The organism is Lacinutrix sp. C3R15, from assembly GCF_018860825.1.
In the GTDB taxonomy this organism is placed as follows: domain Bacteria; phylum Bacteroidota; class Bacteroidia; order Flavobacteriales; family Flavobacteriaceae; genus Oceanihabitans.
In genome coordinates this window covers 392,518-409,767 of sequence record NZ_JAHKPZ010000034.1, presented here as the reverse complement: position 1 = coordinate 409,767, position 17,250 = coordinate 392,518, and the positions used below count along the sequence as shown (strand labels likewise).

16 protein-coding genes are annotated in these 17,250 nt (G+C 30.0%); 4 read left to right on the top strand and 12 right to left on the bottom strand.

Features of this window, described 5'->3' with window-relative positions; translation table 11 throughout:
* Positions 1-92 precede the first annotated feature (92 nt).
* Entirely contained in the window at positions 93-578 is a 486-nt protein-coding gene (locus KO494_RS14015; RefSeq protein ID WP_215968235.1) for a hypothetical protein, read from the top strand.
* Between the two features lie 17 nt (positions 579-595).
* Here the strand turns inward: KO494_RS14015 and KO494_RS14010 are convergent, their stop codons facing one another.
* The 12 genes from KO494_RS14010 to KO494_RS13955 form a co-directional block, all read right to left on the bottom strand.
* Positions 596-829, bottom strand: coding sequence for a DUF6095 family protein (locus KO494_RS14010; RefSeq protein ID WP_215968234.1), 234 nt, complete (start codon positions 827-829; stop codon positions 596-598).
* Positions 819-1,637, bottom strand: coding sequence for an N-acetylmuramic acid 6-phosphate etherase (gene murQ, locus KO494_RS14005; RefSeq protein ID WP_215968233.1), 819 nt, complete (start codon positions 1,635-1,637; stop codon positions 819-821). Before murQ ends, KO494_RS14010 begins: the two co-directional genes overlap by 11 nt.
* Positions 1,638-1,765: 128 nt before the next feature.
* Positions 1,766-2,659, bottom strand: a complete 894-nt coding sequence (locus tag KO494_RS14000) for a DUF4249 domain-containing protein (protein ID WP_215968232.1) — start codon at positions 2,657-2,659, stop codon at positions 1,766-1,768.
* A 3-nt stretch (positions 2,660-2,662) separates the two neighbouring features.
* Entirely contained in the window at positions 2,663-5,038 is a 2,376-nt protein-coding gene (locus KO494_RS13995) for a TonB-dependent receptor (RefSeq protein WP_215968231.1), read from the bottom strand.
* Between the two features lie 84 nt (positions 5,039-5,122).
* On the bottom strand, positions 5,123-7,351 hold the full coding sequence (locus tag KO494_RS13990) for an NADP-dependent isocitrate dehydrogenase (RefSeq protein WP_215968230.1): 2,229 nt from the start codon (positions 7,349-7,351) through the stop codon (positions 5,123-5,125).
* Positions 7,352-7,498: 147 nt separating this feature from the next.
* Complete coding sequence (locus tag KO494_RS13985; RefSeq protein WP_215968229.1) at positions 7,499-8,071, bottom strand: pentapeptide repeat-containing protein; 573 nt, start codon at positions 8,069-8,071, stop codon at positions 7,499-7,501.
* Positions 8,072-8,895: 824 nt separating this feature from the next.
* Positions 8,896-9,249 carry a 50S ribosomal protein L19 gene (gene rplS, locus KO494_RS13980; RefSeq protein WP_215968228.1) on the bottom strand — a complete coding sequence of 118 codons (354 nt, stop codon included), beginning with the start codon at positions 9,247-9,249 and terminating at the stop codon, positions 8,896-8,898.
* Between the two features lie 294 nt (positions 9,250-9,543).
* Positions 9,544-10,023 (bottom strand): GyrI-like domain-containing protein, encoded by a 480-nt coding sequence (locus KO494_RS13975; RefSeq protein WP_215968227.1) that lies wholly within the window; start codon positions 10,021-10,023, stop codon positions 9,544-9,546.
* A gap of 29 nt (positions 10,024-10,052) precedes the next feature.
* Positions 10,053-10,730 (bottom strand): tRNA (guanosine(37)-N1)-methyltransferase TrmD, encoded by a 678-nt coding sequence (gene trmD / locus KO494_RS13970; protein WP_215968226.1) that lies wholly within the window; start codon positions 10,728-10,730, stop codon positions 10,053-10,055.
* 221 nt (positions 10,731-10,951) lie between these two features.
* Positions 10,952-11,578: a tRNA (guanine-N1)-methyltransferase gene (locus KO494_RS13965; protein ID WP_215968225.1), complete on the bottom strand. Its 627-nt coding sequence runs from the start codon at positions 11,576-11,578 to the stop codon at positions 10,952-10,954.
* Between the two features lie 182 nt (positions 11,579-11,760).
* Positions 11,761-13,209 carry a glyceraldehyde-3-phosphate dehydrogenase gene (locus KO494_RS13960; RefSeq protein ID WP_215968224.1) on the bottom strand — a complete coding sequence of 483 codons (1,449 nt, stop codon included), beginning with the start codon at positions 13,207-13,209 and terminating at the stop codon, positions 11,761-11,763.
* A 141-nt stretch (positions 13,210-13,350) separates the two neighbouring features.
* A complete protein-coding gene (locus KO494_RS13955; RefSeq protein WP_215968223.1) occupies positions 13,351-14,766 on the bottom strand; it encodes a trypsin-like peptidase domain-containing protein in 1,416 nt (471 codons plus the stop codon).
* A gap of 139 nt (positions 14,767-14,905) precedes the next feature.
* Between KO494_RS13955 and dapF the strand changes: the two genes are divergently transcribed.
* The 3 genes from dapF to mltG are packed head-to-tail and all read left to right on the top strand — an operon-like array spanning position 14,906 to position 17,247.
* Positions 14,906-15,682 carry a diaminopimelate epimerase gene (gene dapF, locus KO494_RS13950; RefSeq protein ID WP_215968222.1) on the top strand — a complete coding sequence of 259 codons (777 nt, stop codon included), beginning with the start codon at positions 14,906-14,908 and terminating at the stop codon, positions 15,680-15,682.
* Positions 15,679-16,203, top strand: a complete 525-nt coding sequence (locus KO494_RS13945) for a GNAT family N-acetyltransferase (protein ID WP_215968221.1) — start codon at positions 15,679-15,681, stop codon at positions 16,201-16,203. Before dapF ends, KO494_RS13945 begins: the two co-directional genes overlap by 4 nt.
* On the top strand, positions 16,204-17,247 hold the full coding sequence (gene mltG / locus KO494_RS13940) for an endolytic transglycosylase MltG (protein ID WP_215968220.1): 1,044 nt from the start codon (positions 16,204-16,206) through the stop codon (positions 17,245-17,247).
* Positions 17,248-17,250 lie beyond the last annotated feature (3 nt).

The following is a 17,250-nucleotide window of genomic DNA, read 5'->3' as shown; positions in this document are numbered from 1 at the left end:
GGTTTTTTTTGTTTTATACTTAAGGATTCATTGTAAATACGACTAATAAAAAATAATTTTTATATTAATATTATTTGACTATTTTAGATTACATGAACTTAATTATTCAATCTACATTAAATACCCTTGCTAAATCACAAATAGTACTATCTAATCTTACAGATAAACAATTAGCAGATGTGTCTGTTTCTCCTTACTACTCTAGTATTGGGTCACATATTAGACATATTTTAGATTTTTATGATTGTATTTTTAATGATAATGAAAACCTGGTAGATTTAACAACAAGAAAAAGAAATTTAGATGTAGAAAATTGTTGTGCTACTGCAATGTGTTACTTAAGTACTATTGTAGAGCAGTTAAATAACTTAAGTAATGTTGATATTGCTAAAGAAGTAATGGTAACAGATGATTTAGGTCTTGGTAAGATTCAAATTAATTACACTTTTGCCTCTTTATTAGCACAAGCAAACAGCCATACTATTCATCATTATGCTATTATTAATTATATTTTGGATAGATTAAATATTTCCATTTCAGACGCAAATTTTGGTTATAATGCTACCACACCAAAATGAGTTTAATTAAAGAATTGTTATTTTTTGTTAAACATACTATCCATAATAGTATGGATACCTTTAAACGCAAAATAGATAGCACAAACACAACTTGTAATTCCTGCAATTAATAAAGGGTAATACAAAGGTTTTTCGGTATTGCTAAAAGCGATATATAATAATACAGGACCTAAAAACATAAGTGCTAATGTTATTAACATTAATTTTAATCCTTTAGCTAATAAATTTTTATCTGTATGATTAGTTTCCATGGTTATAATTTTGAATTGCAGCTCTAACGCTTTTATGAGTATGTAATAAATTTTCTGCTAATTCTTTTGAGATATCAAGTTCTTGCATAATCATTTTAACTCCTCTGTTGACTAATTTATTATTACTTAATTGCATGTCTACCATTTTGTTGCCTTTAATATGGCCTAGTTGAATCATTGTGGTAGTCGTTAGCATATTTAAAACTAGTTTTTGTGCTGTTCCAGCTTTCATTCTAGAACTACCAGTTACAAATTCTGGACCAACAACAACTTCAACTGGTAATTGAGCAGTTTGGGATAGTGGACTCATTTTATTACAGGTAATGCAACCTGTTGCTATATTATTTTTATTGCACTCTTCAAGCGCAGCAATAACATAAGGTGTTGTTCCGGATGCTGCAATACCAACTACAATATCTTTGTCAGTTATAGCATATTCTTGTAAATCTTTCCATCCTAGATTTTTTGAATCTTCTGCAAATTCAACCGCTTTTCTAATTGCAGTATCTCCACCAGCTATAATACCTATTACTAAATCATGAGGCACACCAAATGTAGGTGGACACTCACTAGCATCTAAAATTCCTAGACGTCCGCTTGTGCCTGCTCCTAAATAAAATAATCTTCCACCAGATTGAAGTTTCAAAACTATTTGTGTTACTAATTTTTCTATTTGTGGTAACGCTTTTTCAACAGCTTGAGGAACTGTTTTATCTTCGTTATTTATATTTTTAAGTATTGCATTAATGCCCATCTTTTCTAGATGATTATACTTGGAGTCTTGTTCTGTTGTTTTTATAAATGTCATTTTGTAAAAATACGATTATTGTTTTGCGTTAGTGATGGAAACGGCATCCTTTTGCCTAAGCAAAAGATATAGTGTACAGCACGACCATACAAAACCCCAAGGTTTTGTATGGTAACGCCCAAATACTATTACTCAACAGTATAATTTAATTCTGAAACTTCAGAGAGTCTAAAATAGCCAAAAGGGTAATTTTCTGGATTTGTTTGATTGATACAATTACCACGAACGGTTGCTGGTTGTGTTTCAAAAGGGCCTCCATCATTATCACTGCTTTGTTGTAATAATACAAATATAAACTCATAAAAGCGTTCTGAAACACCATAGTTTCTTATAATTACGCTTTCACCTTCATCTAAATCTTCTTCTACATAAAAGCCAAATACTTCGTTTCCGTTTACAAACTCATCTTTAAAAGTATCTAAAGTTGGAGTAACATTTAAACTTGGAATAAACTCGAAGAAATAATAATTTTCTTCATCTGCAGGATCTGTAAAATATGCTTTTATTTCGGTTTCTTCTCCTGTAAAACCACCTTCAAGATTTTGTTCTACATATTCAATTTCTGCAACAGATTTTAATGTTTCTGTTGCTGTATAAACTTCTCCATTATAATTAATACTTAAAAGGTATGTTCCATTAATTTCTGGAATAAAGGTATTGTTTTGGTATATTCCTGTATCTCCATCTTCAATAAATTCAAAAGTATTGTTGTTTGTATCTGTAATAATTACTTGCGCGTTATTGGCAGGAGGAACTTGGTTATCATAAAAGGGAGCAGAGAGAGATAATTTTATAGTTTGTTCATTTCCTGAGGTATTTTTAAACCAGTTTATAGAAGCGTCAATGACTAATCTTGGTTCTGAGGTTGGTAAGTCTATATCTACTACATCTTCACAAGATGTTAAAAATGTAAAGCTAATAATCATGAAGTATAAGCATTTGCTTTTTATATTATTTACAACATAAAAATACTTTTTCATAAACAGAAGTAGCATTGTTTTTTTAAAAGCTATATTTTTCATGATTTAAAATTTAAAATTATAAGATACAGCTGGAACGATCCCGAAAATAGAAAGTCTAACAGCTTCATTTTCTCCTGTATTTCTATTTTCACTGAAACTAATAGAAGCTGCATTACGTCTATTATAAATATTATACACACCAAAAACCCAATAACTTTGCCAGTTTTTTTGTTTTTCTAGTTTTGGGGTGTAGTTTGCAGAAAGATCTAAACGATGGTAGGTTGGTAATCTAAATTCATTTCTGTTTGCATAGCTTGGTATGGTTATTCCGTTATATTCATATTGTCCGTTAGGATAGGTAACGGGTTGCCCAGTTTGTAATAAAAAATTGGTATTTAATGTCCATTTTTTATTTACATAATAACTTCCTGTAAATGACACATCATGTGTTTTATCATACGGAGTATTGTACCAATTACCATTATTTATACCTGTTTCTGCAGTAGTTCTTCCTGGTGTTTTTTGTTCTGATTTTGATAAAGTATATGCTAGCCATCCTTTAAAACGACCTTCATTTTTTCGAAATAAAATTTCTAAACCATAGGCTCTTGCTTTTCCGTTTAAAATAATTTGTTCAATAGCATCATTTGCAATCAAATCTGCACCATCAATATAATCGATTCTGTTTTTAACTTTCTTGTAAAAAGATTCTATTTCTAGCGAATAGGTTTGATTATTAAAATTTTTAAAATAGCCTATTGCTACTTGATCTAATATTTGTGGTTTTGTGTATTTACCGCTTGGTGTCCATACATCTAAAGGAGTAGGTGAACTTGTATTAGAAAGTAAATGTAAATACTGGCTTAGTCTGTTATAACTAGCTTTAATAGAAGCATGTTCATTTAATTGGTAGGCAAGAGCAAGTCTAGGTTCTAAATTTCCGAAAGATTTTAATACTTCACTTCTGCTGTATGTTTCTGTACCAATAGGATCTGCTTTTTCATAAATTTGAAGCTCTTCATTAAAAAGTATAGGGTTATCATTTTCATATACATTTAATTCTTTTTGACCCAAACGTAAAAACGAGCTGTAGCGTAAACCATAAGAAGCAGTGATTTTTTCTGATAATTTATGTTCTGCATCTATATATATGGCATTTTCAAAAGCATATTTATCTATTAGTTTTCTAGAATTAATAGCAGAAGTATCGTTAGAGGGTTCTATTTCACCAGGATTGAATGTGTGGTATATACTATTTAAACCATATTGTAATTTAATTTTATCATTTAAATAATGTTTAAAGTCATATTTAAAGTTGAAGTTTCTAATACCAGAATCCCAATTAAACTCAATAAAATTTAAATTAAGACCATAGTAATAATCAGAATAAATTAAGGATAAGTTTGAAAAAAGTTTATCAGAAAAAAGGTGGTTCCATCTAAAATTTAAGACAGAATTTCCGTAGGTATTTTTAAAACTATCATTAATACTAAAAACGTCTCTACCAAAGTATCCAGAGAGATATACGTTATTATTTTTGTTGATTTTATAGCTTATTTTAGTGTTTAAATCATAAAAATAGGCTTTGTTATCTATATCAAATAGAGGAAGAAATAGATGTGCATAAGAAGATCTTCCGCCAAAAAGAAAAGATGCTTTTTCTTTTTTTATAGGGCCTTCTATTAATAATCTACTAGAAACAATACCAATACCTCCATTAGCATGAAAGGAATTGCTGTTTCCTTCTTTTTGATAAATATCTAAAACGGAAGAAACACGACCTCCATAGCGTGCAGGAATTCCTCCTTTATATAATTTTAAATCTTTTATGGCATCGGGATTAAAAACCGAAAAGAAACCAAATAAATGCGATGAATTATAAATAGTAGCTTCATCAAGTAAAATTAAATTCTGGTCTGCAGCACCACCACGAACATTAAAGCCAGAAGCACCTTCACCAGCAGTAGTAACTCCTGGAAGTAGGGTTATTGCTTTTATAACATCAGGTTCACCAAGTACCACAGGTATTTGTTTAATTGTACTTGCAGAGAGTGCATTGACACTCATTTGTGGTTTTTTTATATTAAGTTTTTCTACATTTTCTGTAATAATTACTTCGTCTAAACTTTCTGTAGCTTCTACCAGGCTAAAGTTTTTTGTAATGTTTTTTGTTAGACTAATAGTTTCTACTACATCTGCAAAACCAATGTAGCTTATAATTACTTTATATTCTCCTTTTGGTAAAGTAATAGAGTAGAAGCCATATTCATTAGTAGTAGTTCCTGTTTGCAGTTCTGGAATTATTATGTTTACACTAATTAGAGATTCATTACTTGTAGCCTCTTGAATGGTACCACTAAAGGTGAATTTTTCTTGTGCAGATAAAAATGAAATAGTAAAGTAAAATAAAAAGAAGACAATTATTTTTTTAAGGAACATATACTAACATTTTTTTAAGTCATGTGATATAAAAATATAAAAAAAGCCCCTAGAAAGGGGCTTTTTTATAGTATTATTTTAAAATTATTTAATAGTATTTAAAATAGTATTAAAAGTATTACTTGGTCTCATAGCGTTACTTGTTAAGGTATCATTAGGTTCATAATAACCTTCCATATTAACAGGTTTACCTTGTACTTCATTTAATTCTGTAACAATTACTTCTTCTTTTTCATTTAAAGATTTGGCAATAGGCGCAAAGGTTTCTTTTAAATCTGCATCTTTAGTTTGGTTTGCTAAAGCTTCTGCCCAATACATTGCTAAATAAAAGTGGCTTCCTCTGTTATCTAATTCTCCAGTTTTACGAGAAGGTCCTTTTTTGTTTTCTAATAATTTTTCTGTTGCTTCATCAAGTGTTTCACTTAAAACTTTAGCTCTATCGTTGTTATTAGATTCACCTAAATGTTCTAAAGAAACAGCAAGTGCTAAAAATTCACCTAAAGAATCCCAACGTAAATGGTTTTCTTCAATAAATTGTTGCACGTGTTTAGGAGCAGAACCACCAGCACCAGTTTCAAATAAACCACCACCATTCATTAAAGGAACAATAGAAAGCATTTTAGCAGAAGTTCCTAATTCTAAAATTGGGAATAAATCTGTTAAGTAATCACGTAATACATTTCCTGAAACAGAGATAGTATCTTTCCCTTCTTTAACTCTTTCTAATGTAAAATTAGTAGCGTCATAAGGAGAAAGAATTCTAATATCTAAACCAGTAGTATCATGATCTTGTAAGTATGTATTTACTTTTTTAATAAGTTGTGCATCATGTGCTCTGTTTTCATCTAACCAAAAAACTGCAGGAGTTTTAGAGGCTCTAGCTCTTGTTACTGCTAGCTTTACCCAATCTTGAATAGGAGCATCTTTAACTTGACACATTCTCCAAATGTCTCCAGCTTCAACAGCATGTTCCATTAAAGTATTTCCGTCTGCGTCAAGAACTTTAACGGTTCCTTTATCTGCAATTTCAAAAGTTTTATCATGAGAACCATATTCTTCTGCTTTTTGCGCCATTAAACCAACATTAGGAACAGTACCCATTGTTGTTGGGTCAAAAGCACCATGTTTTTTACAAAACTCTATAGTAGCATCATAAATTCCAGCATAACTACTATCAGGAATTACAGCTTTGGTGTCTTGTAGTTTGCCTTCGGCATTCCACATTTGTCCAGAAGTACGAATCATTGCTGGCATTGAAGCATCAATAATTACATCACTTGGTACGTGAAGATTGGTTATACCTTTATCACTATTTACCATAGCAAGATCTGGACCATTAGCTAATGCAATTTCAATATCTGCTTCAATTTCTTTGCGTTTTGCTTCTGGTAATTCTTGTAGTTTACTAACAAGGTTACCAAAACCATTGTTTACATCTACACCAATTTCTTCAAAAGTATCTGCATGTTTAGCAAAAAGATCTGCAAAAAATACACGAACAGCATGACCAAAAATAATTGGGTCACTAACTTTCATCATGGTAGCTTTCATGTGTAATGAAAATAGCACACCTTGTTTTTTAGCATCTGCAATTTGTTCTTGTAAAAAGCTTAATAAAGCTTTTTTACTCATTACTGTAGCGTCAATAATTTCGCCTTCTAATAAGTTTAAATTTTCTTTTAAAAAGTATGTTTTGCCGTTTTCACCAACCAATTGAATATGGATAGGACCAGCAGCAGGCATTACTACAGATTTTTCATTATGTTCAAAATCACCTTGTGCCATGGTAGCAACATGAGATTTAGAATCTTTGCTCCATGCTCCCATAGAATGCGGATTTTTTTTCGCGTAGTTTTTTACAGCTTTAGGAGCACGACGATCTGAGTTTCCTTCACGTAATACTGGGTTAACAGCACTACCTTTAACTTTATCGTAACGAGATTTAATATCTTTTTCTTCTGCAGTTTCTGGTTCAGCAGGATAATTAGGTAAGGCATATCCTTTTGCTTGTAACTCTTTAATAGCAGCGTTTAATTGTGGTACAGAAGCACTAATATTTGGTAGTTTAATAATATTAGCTTCTGGTTTTTTTACTAATTCTCCTAATTCTGCTAGTGTATCATTAACACGTTGATTTTCTGGTAAAATATCAGAAAAAACAGCTAATATCCTGGCTGCTAACGAAATATCTCTTGTTTCCACTTTTACTCCTGCAGAGTTTGTAAAGGCTTGAACTATTGGTAAAAAAGAATGTGTAGCTAAAGCAGGCGCTTCGTCTGTTTTAGTGTAAATTATTGTAGAAATTTTTGTCATGTTTAATTTGTTTGCTGAATTAAAATAGCTTAAAATTTAAGCTGTGCAAATATACAAAAAAGCAGTTGTTAATGGTAACAATAGTGTTTTGATACAAAATAAATGCGAAGATTTTAAAAATTTATTTAAATTTTTACTAAAAATGCTTTATTCTACTATTATTTTATACATACTTAAAAGCCCTAATAATCCATCTTTGCTAAATTTAGCTCCTTTTATTCTGTTTTTTTCAGGAAATATGGTATACTTTTTTGCTGAAGTAAAATCTGTTTTTTCAAGATTAGTATTTTCAAACACTGCTTTTTCTAAATTACAATCTATAAAACAAGCATTTGTTAGATTAGATTCTGTAAAATCAACAGCTTGTAGATTACATGTATTAAAAATGGTACTGTTTATATTTAGTTGATAAAAAGAAGCTAGATTTAAATTACAGTGTGTAAAACTTATATCTAGTAGCATAGAATTGCAGTCATTAAAAGGGAAGCCTATCATTTTACAATTGGTAAAAATTACCTCATTAAAAGTAACTCCTCTAGCTTTTACATTGCTTAAGTTACAATCAATAAACTCACACTCTAAAAAAGCATTACTTGTTATGTAGCTATCTGTAAAGATGCAATTTATAAAGGTACAATTATTATACTCTGCTTTTGGTAATTCTTTACTAGAGAAGTTTTTGTTTTTGTAGGTTTTGTCAATTATATATGGAAGAATCATGTACTAATGTAGTGTGTTTTTTGTAAAAGTATTAAAACCATATAAATGGTAAAAGCCATATCACATAGAATTTAATCTACTGGGATATGGCTTTCTTTGAAATAGTTTAGCGTGATCTATTTAACAATGCTGTTAAACTGGGTTTCTAACTTGTGTTTTTCACCTTTTAGATTCAAGTTACACTATATCAATAAAACATTTTATATTGTAACTTTCAAAATGTATTGACTTGTTACTAAAATGTTTTTGTTAATTGTTTTTCTTGATGCTTAATTTTCTGTATTTCACTTTCGTGTTGTACTTTTTTTTAGCATTGTATCTTTTATTAGTTATTACTTTCGTTTTAACTAGTTAAAGAAACTTTCTATCTTATTAGTTACTATCTACTTAAATATATAGTACTATTTAAGATTTCATGATTTCTCAGACAAACACATTTACACATGCATCTTTAAAACCTCAAAAAACAATTATAATTAAAGAACGAGTCTTTAATAGAACTTCACTTTTCATTCTCTTTTAATACAGAAACGCACAATAGTGGTGTGTAATTCTTTAGCTAATATAACATAAGAAATTAAATAAATAATGTTTTTAAGTATCTAGTTATTAATTGGTTATAAACTTGTTTTATTAACATTTGTTAATAAGACTATTAGAAGGTTTGTTTTTTTACTAAAAAACAGCTTTTATAAAAGAAGACTAAAAAATACCAACAAGGCATGTTTGGTATAGTATGTTTAAGATACATGAGGTGTAACTTAAAATAAGTATATAAAAAAAGCCTTGATTTATCAAGGCTTTTAAGTGATATTAAACGTTTATTAAGAACGTCTTTTTTCTGTAATTCTAGCTTTCTTACCAGTAAGACCTCTAAAGTAAAAGATACGTGCTCTACGTACTTTACCTCTTTTGTTTACTTCTACTTTTTGTAAAGCAGGTAAGTTAACTGGGAAAATACGCTCTACACCAATAGTTCCAGACATTTTTCTAATGGTAAATGTCTCTGATGCTCCAGTTCCTCTACGTTGTAAAACAACACCTTTAAAAAACTGCGTACGCGTTTTGTTTCCTTCTCTAATTTCGTAATACACTGTAATAGTGTCTCCAGCTCCAAACTCTGGAAAGTCTTTTTTTGTTACAAATTCGTCTTGTACAAATTTTACTAAAGATTCCATCTTTATAATTTTTTATTAGTTATTTCAAGGCAACATTCGCGATTCTCGCCAGAGGTTAGCTCAAAAGTGGTGCAAATATAGGTATAAAAACTTAATTACCAAACAACAAAAATAAAAATTAAAACTGCTTTTTTTAGGGTTTTAATTAACTTTATTTGGGCGTTTACTACTTCGCTAAAGCTACGTAGTACCAGGCTTTACAGGCTCGTTTTTTTTTGAGAAAAACAAAAAAGAGCTCAAACAACCTTGCAATCCTTAACGCAGTATTATAGATACTAAAATGATATAGTAGTTCTATTTTCGCTGTATTGGTATATAAACATCTTCTTCAGATTCTGGAGAATCTTGAATGTATTTATTTCCTAGTATATTAAAATGCGGTCTGTTATCTAAAGTGTATTCTGATTTTGGTAACCATTCTGTAAAAACATATTGCATTAAATTTGAAAAATCTTTTGCTAATCCTTTATAAGTAAAAACGGCATACAATCCGCTCTTTAAAGAAATACTTTGCATGCCTTCTGGTATGTTTTCTACATTTTTAACTTCAATAGTTGCCCATTTTGTAAACATATTATTTGGTGCAAAATTTTTAAAATACTCGGCATCATATAGCATCACTTCATAAATAGCATTGCCTAAACTATTTTGTACTTGTTTTCTGTTAGGCATAAAACTAGAGAATAGTTTAAAAGTTTTGTTGTTTATTAAAGACATTTCAACAGATTGTCCAACTAACTTTTTTTCAGAAACAGATTCAATTCTTGGTTGCATTTTAGTTTTTTTAGAAATGTATATAAAAATTAGTCTTCTAATAAATCAGGTCTTCTATCTTTAGTACGTTGGTATGCTTGTTCTTCTCTCCATTTTTCAATTTTAGCATGGTTACCACTAAATAGTAACTCAGGAACTTCCCAACCTTTATAATCTCTTGGTCTGGTATAAATTGGAGGCGCTAATAGGTTGTCTTGAAAAGAATCTGTTAATGCAGATGTTTCGTTTCCTAAAACTCCAGGAATTAATCTAATTACGGCATCACATAATACTGCAGCACCAAGTTCTCCTCCAGATAAAACATAATCTCCAATAGATATTTCTTTGGTTATAAATTGATCACGAACGCGTTGGTCTACACCTTTATAATGTCCGCAAAGAATAATTATATTTTCTTTTAAAGATAATTGGTTTGCCATACCTTGATTTAAGGTTTTTCCATCAGGAGTCATATAAATAACTTCATCATATTGGCGTTCTGCTTTTAGTTTAGAGATACATTTATCTATAGGTTCTATCATCATTACCATTCCTGCGCCACCACCAAATTGAGTATCGTCTATAGATTTATAGTTATCTGTTGTATAATCGCGTAGATTATGAAAGTGTACTTCTACCAGTTCTGCTTCAATTGCTCTTTTAAGTATAGATGCGCTAAAAGGGCTTTCTAGTAATTCTGGTAAAACAGTTATAATGTCAATTCTCATGAGTCTTCTGTATAAGTTACAAAGATGCAAAGAATATGATGAATTTTAAAGAATTAGTTTTCTCAGTTTTTTTAATAAAGTAAAAGGTTCTATTTCAATTTAAAACAACTTTTGTAGTTTTTAAAAAGCAGTTCTAGATTTGCTGTATAGCTGTGTATTATAACAAAAAAAAAATCTGTAAAGAGAATTACAGATTTTTTAATTTTTTATAAAAGCAATTTTTATAGCTTTTTTTGTTTGTTTAACTCGTCTTGTAGTTGTCTTCTAACTTTTTGCTCGCGTTCTAAAGCTATTTTTCTGTGTTCCTCAAATTCTTCTTCAATTTCTGCTAAAGATTTATTTGCTTCTTTAGTTATAGCATTACTATTTTTAAATTTATAGATAAAGAATAATAAAAATGCTAATAAAGCACCAATAATAGACCACATAAGTACATTGTATCCAGATTTACTCATTGCTATACCAAATAAAGACATGCTATCTTTTTCTTCATTTGTTTTATCTAGGGTATCTTGTGTGTTAGATAAACTAGTTTTTAATGTAGCAATTTCTTTTGCTTGGTTATTTACAACAGCTTGTGTTTCTGTTAGGTTTTTATGAATGGTTTTTAAAGAATCAATGGTATGTGCTTGTAAAGTAAGGAACATGCTGCGTTTAACGGCTTCATAAGGTTGCCCATTAGTACCTTTAAAATTTCCTGATTTTTTTAAAATATATTCAAACTGCTCATTTATTGTACCAGTATTTAACGAAAGTTTTTCCTCCTCTTTGTCATTTCCTGTTTGAGCATTAATTGTTGTACAGAATAAAGATATAGATAGAATTATAATAAATTTAAAAGAATTCATTTAGTAAATGTAGTTTGGTTTATTTTTTACGAAAATAACAAAATATGTTTATTTAGATGCTAAATGAACTTCAAAATGATTTTGTAGAAAATGCATTTAGCTTAAAAAAAAAATTAATTAAAAAGCCTCACAAATGCGAGGCTTTAATATATACGTTGGTAATTACAATTTAGATCTTACTATTAATAATAAGTATGTCTTCTAACTTTAGCTATATATTTTGCTAACCTAACTACTTGATGGCTATAGCCATACTCGTTATCATACCAAATATATAAGATAGCGTTTTTACCGTCAGCTCTAACAATAGTTGCTTTACTATCATAAATAGAAGGAGCAGAGCAACCTACTATATCGCTAGATACTAACTCATCACTTAACTCGTATTTTATTTGTTCAACCAAATTACCTTCAAGAGCATATTTTTTCATTATGGTGTTTATACCATCAATAGAAGTAGGATTTTCTAATTCTAAATTTAAAATAGCTAAAGATCCGTTAGGTACAGGAACTCTAATAGCATTAGAGGTTAATTTTCCTTCTAAACTAGGTAAAGCTTTACTAACTGCTTTTCCGGCTCCTGTTTCTGTAATTACCATATTTAATGCAGCAGCACGACCACGTCTGTATTTTTTATGAAAATTATCTACTAAATTTTGATCGTTGGTATATGCGTGAATGGTTTCAAGGTGACCTGTTTTTACTCCAAAAGAATCTTCCATAGCTTTTAAAATAGGAGTGATTGCATTTGTTGTACAAGAAGCTGCAGAAAAAATATTTACTTCGTCTGGATTATGTTCATAATGGTTTACACCATGTACAATATTAGGTACACCTTTTCCTGGAGCAGTAAGTAATACTTTGTCTGTTCCTTTAGATTTTAGGTGTCTGCTTAATGCTTCGTTATCTCTAAACGCTCCAGTGTTATCAATAACTAAAGCATTATTAATATTATATTTAGTATAGTCAATATCTTCTGGTGCATTAGCAGAAATAATATTTACAGTAGTACCATTTATTATTAAAGCGCTATTTTCTACATCTATAGAAACGGTTCCAGAAAAATCACCATGTACAGAATCATCACGTAGTAAAGAGGCTCTTTTTTCTAAAACAGTAGCGTTTATTTCGCCACGAGTAACAATTGCTCTTAAACGCAATTGCGTTCCTTTTCCAGCTTTTGTCATTAACTCTCTAGCAACTAAACGACCAATTCTACCAAAACCATAAAGCACAACATCTTTGGGAGTTATGGTGTTATTTTTACTAGCATCTTTAAGTTTGTCTGCAACAAATGCAGTAGCATTGTTGTATTTGCCTTCTTCCATATGATACTCAAAAGTTAATTTTCCTATATCTAATTTAGCAGGAGGAAGGTCTAAATTGTTAATTGCTTGTGCTATTTCTACAGAGTCAAAAATAGAAATTGGTTTCTGTACAAATTCACAGGCATATTCGTGTAAGTTTAAAATGTCGCTTACATTTTTGTCTATTAATTGATTTCTAAAAATCACTAATTCGATAGATTTATCGTACCAAAGGTCGCTTACTATTTTAATAAATTCTACAGTAGCTCTACGTCTATCTGCTTGAAAAGCTAATTCGCTTTCATAAGTTTCGTTAATAGGCATTGTTAAAATATTTTAATTGTGTTGTTAAATTTTTTGCAAAAGTAACATATTTCAAACGTTTTCGTAACTAATTTTTAATAAAATAAAAACGCTCTAGAAAATACTAGAGCGTTAGGTGTAAAAATGATTTTTTAAATTAAATTATCTAAAGTTATATCGTTCTTTTTCTCCTTTAGAATTTATTAATTCTATACGTAGTAAATCATTAGTATGTCTGTTTTTTAATATGGCTTGCACATCATCAACACTGTTTACTTTGGTGTCATTAATTGCTGTAATAATATCACCAACTTGCACGCCATTATTCATCCAATAGCCTAAATAATTTTTATTATTGGTTAGTCTGGCAATTTTTACTCCGTTTTCTGTTTTATATTTTTTAAGATCTTTTGGTTTTGCATTTTTAATAACACCTATAATAGGAACCGTTAAGGTTTCGTTTTTAAGTAAAGTAACAGGAAATACTTTTTTCTCTCCATCTCTTAAAATAGTTACGTTTACAACATCATTAGGACTTTTAGAATTTAAAAATCCTTTTAAGTCAGAAAACTTTTTAATTTCAATATTTTCTATTTTTTGAATAATATCACCACTTTTTAATCCAGCAATATCAGCACCAGAATCTTCTTCCACTTCTTCAATATAAAAACCTTCTGTAGTGTTAAGTCCAAATTTTTCAGCATAACCAGCACTAATAGAACCACCAGAAACACCTAAAATACCGTTTTGTACATTACCAAACTCCATTATATCTTGCACCACTTTTTTGGCAATATTACTAGGTACTGCAAAAGAATAGCCAATATAAGAGCCTGTTTGTGAGGTAATGGCAGTATTTATACCAATTAAATCACCATTTGTATTTACAAGCGCTCCACCAGAATTACCAGGATTAACAGCAGCATCGGTTTGTATAAAAGATTGATTACTTAAACCAGATAAGTCTCTAGATTTTGCACTAATAATTCCTGCAGTTACTGTAGATGTAAGGTTAAAAGGGTTACCAACCGCTAAAACCCATTCGCCAATTTTAGCTTGGTCACTATCGCCAAAAGTAGTAAATGGTAGTTCTTCATCTGCTTCTACTTTAATTAAAGCGATATCTGTTTTTTCATCTGTACCAATAATTTTAGCCTCATAAGTTTTATTATTATTTAAGGTAACCGTAAGTGCTCTTGAACCAGCTATTACATGATTGTTAGTAATAATATAACCATCAGGCGAAATAATTACTCCAGAACCAGTACCAATTTGTGCACGTTGGGTTTGTCTTCCAAAAAATAAATCTTCAAAAGTCATTTGGCCACTGCTTACTGTAGTGTTTTTTACGTGTACAACAGTATGTACTGTTTTTTCTGCTGCAGCTACAAAACTTACATCTGCATCTGGAATAAAATTAGCGTTTTTAGTATTGTGATTTACGGGAAAAGAAAAAGGCTGTTCTTGTTTTTCTTGTATTACAACCTCTTGGTTCTTTTCAATAAAAACTTTGTAGGCACCTAAAGTTATTGCTCCTCCTAATGCCGAAACGAATAGTATTGATAAAATCTTTTTCATAATAATATTTATGTTTAGTATAAAAAGGTTAACGATTAAAATTAAAAAATTGTTGTTTAATAAAATCAACTTTAACGCGTATTTAACACCTGATAATACAGTTTAATATCACTATATTTGTCGTAATAATTTCTATTTAATGACACATACTTTTTATAAATACCAAGGCACAGGAAACGATTTTGTTATGATAGACAATCGTTTAAAAACGTTTAACAAAAAAGACACAAAAAAAGTAGCGTTTTTGTGCGATAGACGTTTTGGTATTGGAGCCGATGGTTTAATATTACTTGAAAACCATGAAACAGCAGATTTTAAAATGGTGTATTATAATGCCGACGGAAATGAAAGCACAATGTGTGGAAATGGAGGAAGATGCATTGTAGCATTTGCAAATTTTTTAAACATTGTAAAAGACCATACAACTTTTCAAGCTATAGATGGCATGCATGATGCTATAATAGAAGATGATATAATAAAACTACACATGCAAAATGTAGATTTGGTAGAAAAACACGCCAATCACATTTTCTTAAATACAGGTTCACCGCATCATGTGCAAAAAGAAGCAAATTTAAAAACCTTTGATATTAAAAGCAAAGGTGCAAAAATTAGATATGGTAGTCCGTATAACGAAGCAGGAACAAATGTAAACTTTGTTTCAAAAATTAACGACTCTACCTTTGCTGTAAGAACCTATGAACGTGGTGTTGAAGACGAAACCTTATCTTGCGGAACAGGAGTTACAGCAGTGGCTATTGCAATGCATTATATTGGTGAGACTGAAAAAAATCTAATTAATCTAAAAGTACAAGGAGGAGAGTTACAAGTGTCTTTTGTTAAAAAAGGAGAAGCATACCAAGATATTTGGTTAATTGGTCCTGCAAAACAAGTTTTTAAAGGTACCATTTCATGATTACATTAAAAGGCGAACATATTTATTTACGCGCTCTAGAACCCGAAGACTTAGCATTTATTCATACTATTGAAAACGATGAAAGCATTTGGGAGATTAGTAATACCATAACACCTTATTCTAAATATTTAATTAAGCAATATTTAGAGCATGCACATAAAGATATTTACGAAGTAAAACAGTTAAGACTGGTAATTTCTAGTTATGCTAATGAAGCACTTGGTATGATTGATGTTTTTGATTTTGACGTTAAAAACCGAAGAGCAGGAATTGGTATTTTAGTAAAAGAAGCAGCTAATAGACAAAAAGGATTTGGTAAAGAAGCCTTAAGTTTGTTGGTTAATTATTGCTTTACCCATTTAGATATGCACCAGCTGTATTGCAACATATCAGAAGAAAATAAAGCAAGTATAGCTCTTTTTACCAATCAAGGGTTTCAGGAAATAGGATTAAAAAAAGATTGGAATTTAATCAACAATCAATTTAAAAACGAATATATTTTTCAACTCATTAATAAATAAATGTACTTTAAAAAAATACTTCTAGCAATTGCTATAATAGGATTAATTGTAGCTGCTTTTTTTGCAAATTTTGTATACAATGCTATGTTTAAGGTTAATACAGCCTTTAATAATGAAGAAGCGTATATCTATGTTTCTAGTGATGCAAGTTATAATGACGTAAGAGAACAGCTAATACCATTATTAAAAGATATAGATGCTTTTGATGCTTTAGCAGAAAAGAAGAAATATAACACAAACCTTAAAGCAGGAAGATTTGTGATTAAAAAAGGAATGAATAATAATGATATTATAAACTCTATACGCAGTAACAACGTACCAATTAAAATAGCTTTTAATAATCAGGAAACTATTGAAAAACTAGCAGGAAGAATAGCAACTCAAATTGAAGCAGATAGTTTAAGTCTATTGCAAGCGATGACTGATAATGATTTTTTACAAAAAAACGGGTTTTCTAAAACAACAGCCTTAGGAATGTATATTCCTAATAGTTATGAGTTTTTCTGGAACTCATCTGCCGAAACCTTCAGAGATAGAATGTTAAAAGAATATAATAGATTCTGGAATACTAATCGTGTTGCAAAAGCAAAAGCTTTGCACTTAACTAAAGATGAAGTAATGGCTTTAGCTTCTATAGTGCATGAAGAATCTAAGCAAGCAAGTGAGCAGCCAAGAATAGCAGGAGTATATTTAAATAGAATTAGAATAGGTATGCCATTACAAGCAGACCCAACACTTAAGTTTGCTGCATACCAATTACCAAAATATAAAAACACTATTATAAAACGTGTTTTAAATGTGCATAAAGAAATAGATTCTCCTTATAATACCTACAAAAATTTAGGATTACCTCCAGGACTTATAGCTATGCCAGACATATCTGCAATAGATGCTGTTTTAAATTCTGAAAAACATACCTACTTATATTTTTGTGCAGATGCTAAAAAATTAGGCTTTCATAAATTTGCTAAAACTTTAGCGCAACATAATGCAAATGCTAGAGAGTATCAACGCTATTTGTCTTCTCAAGGTATAAATAAATAGTTC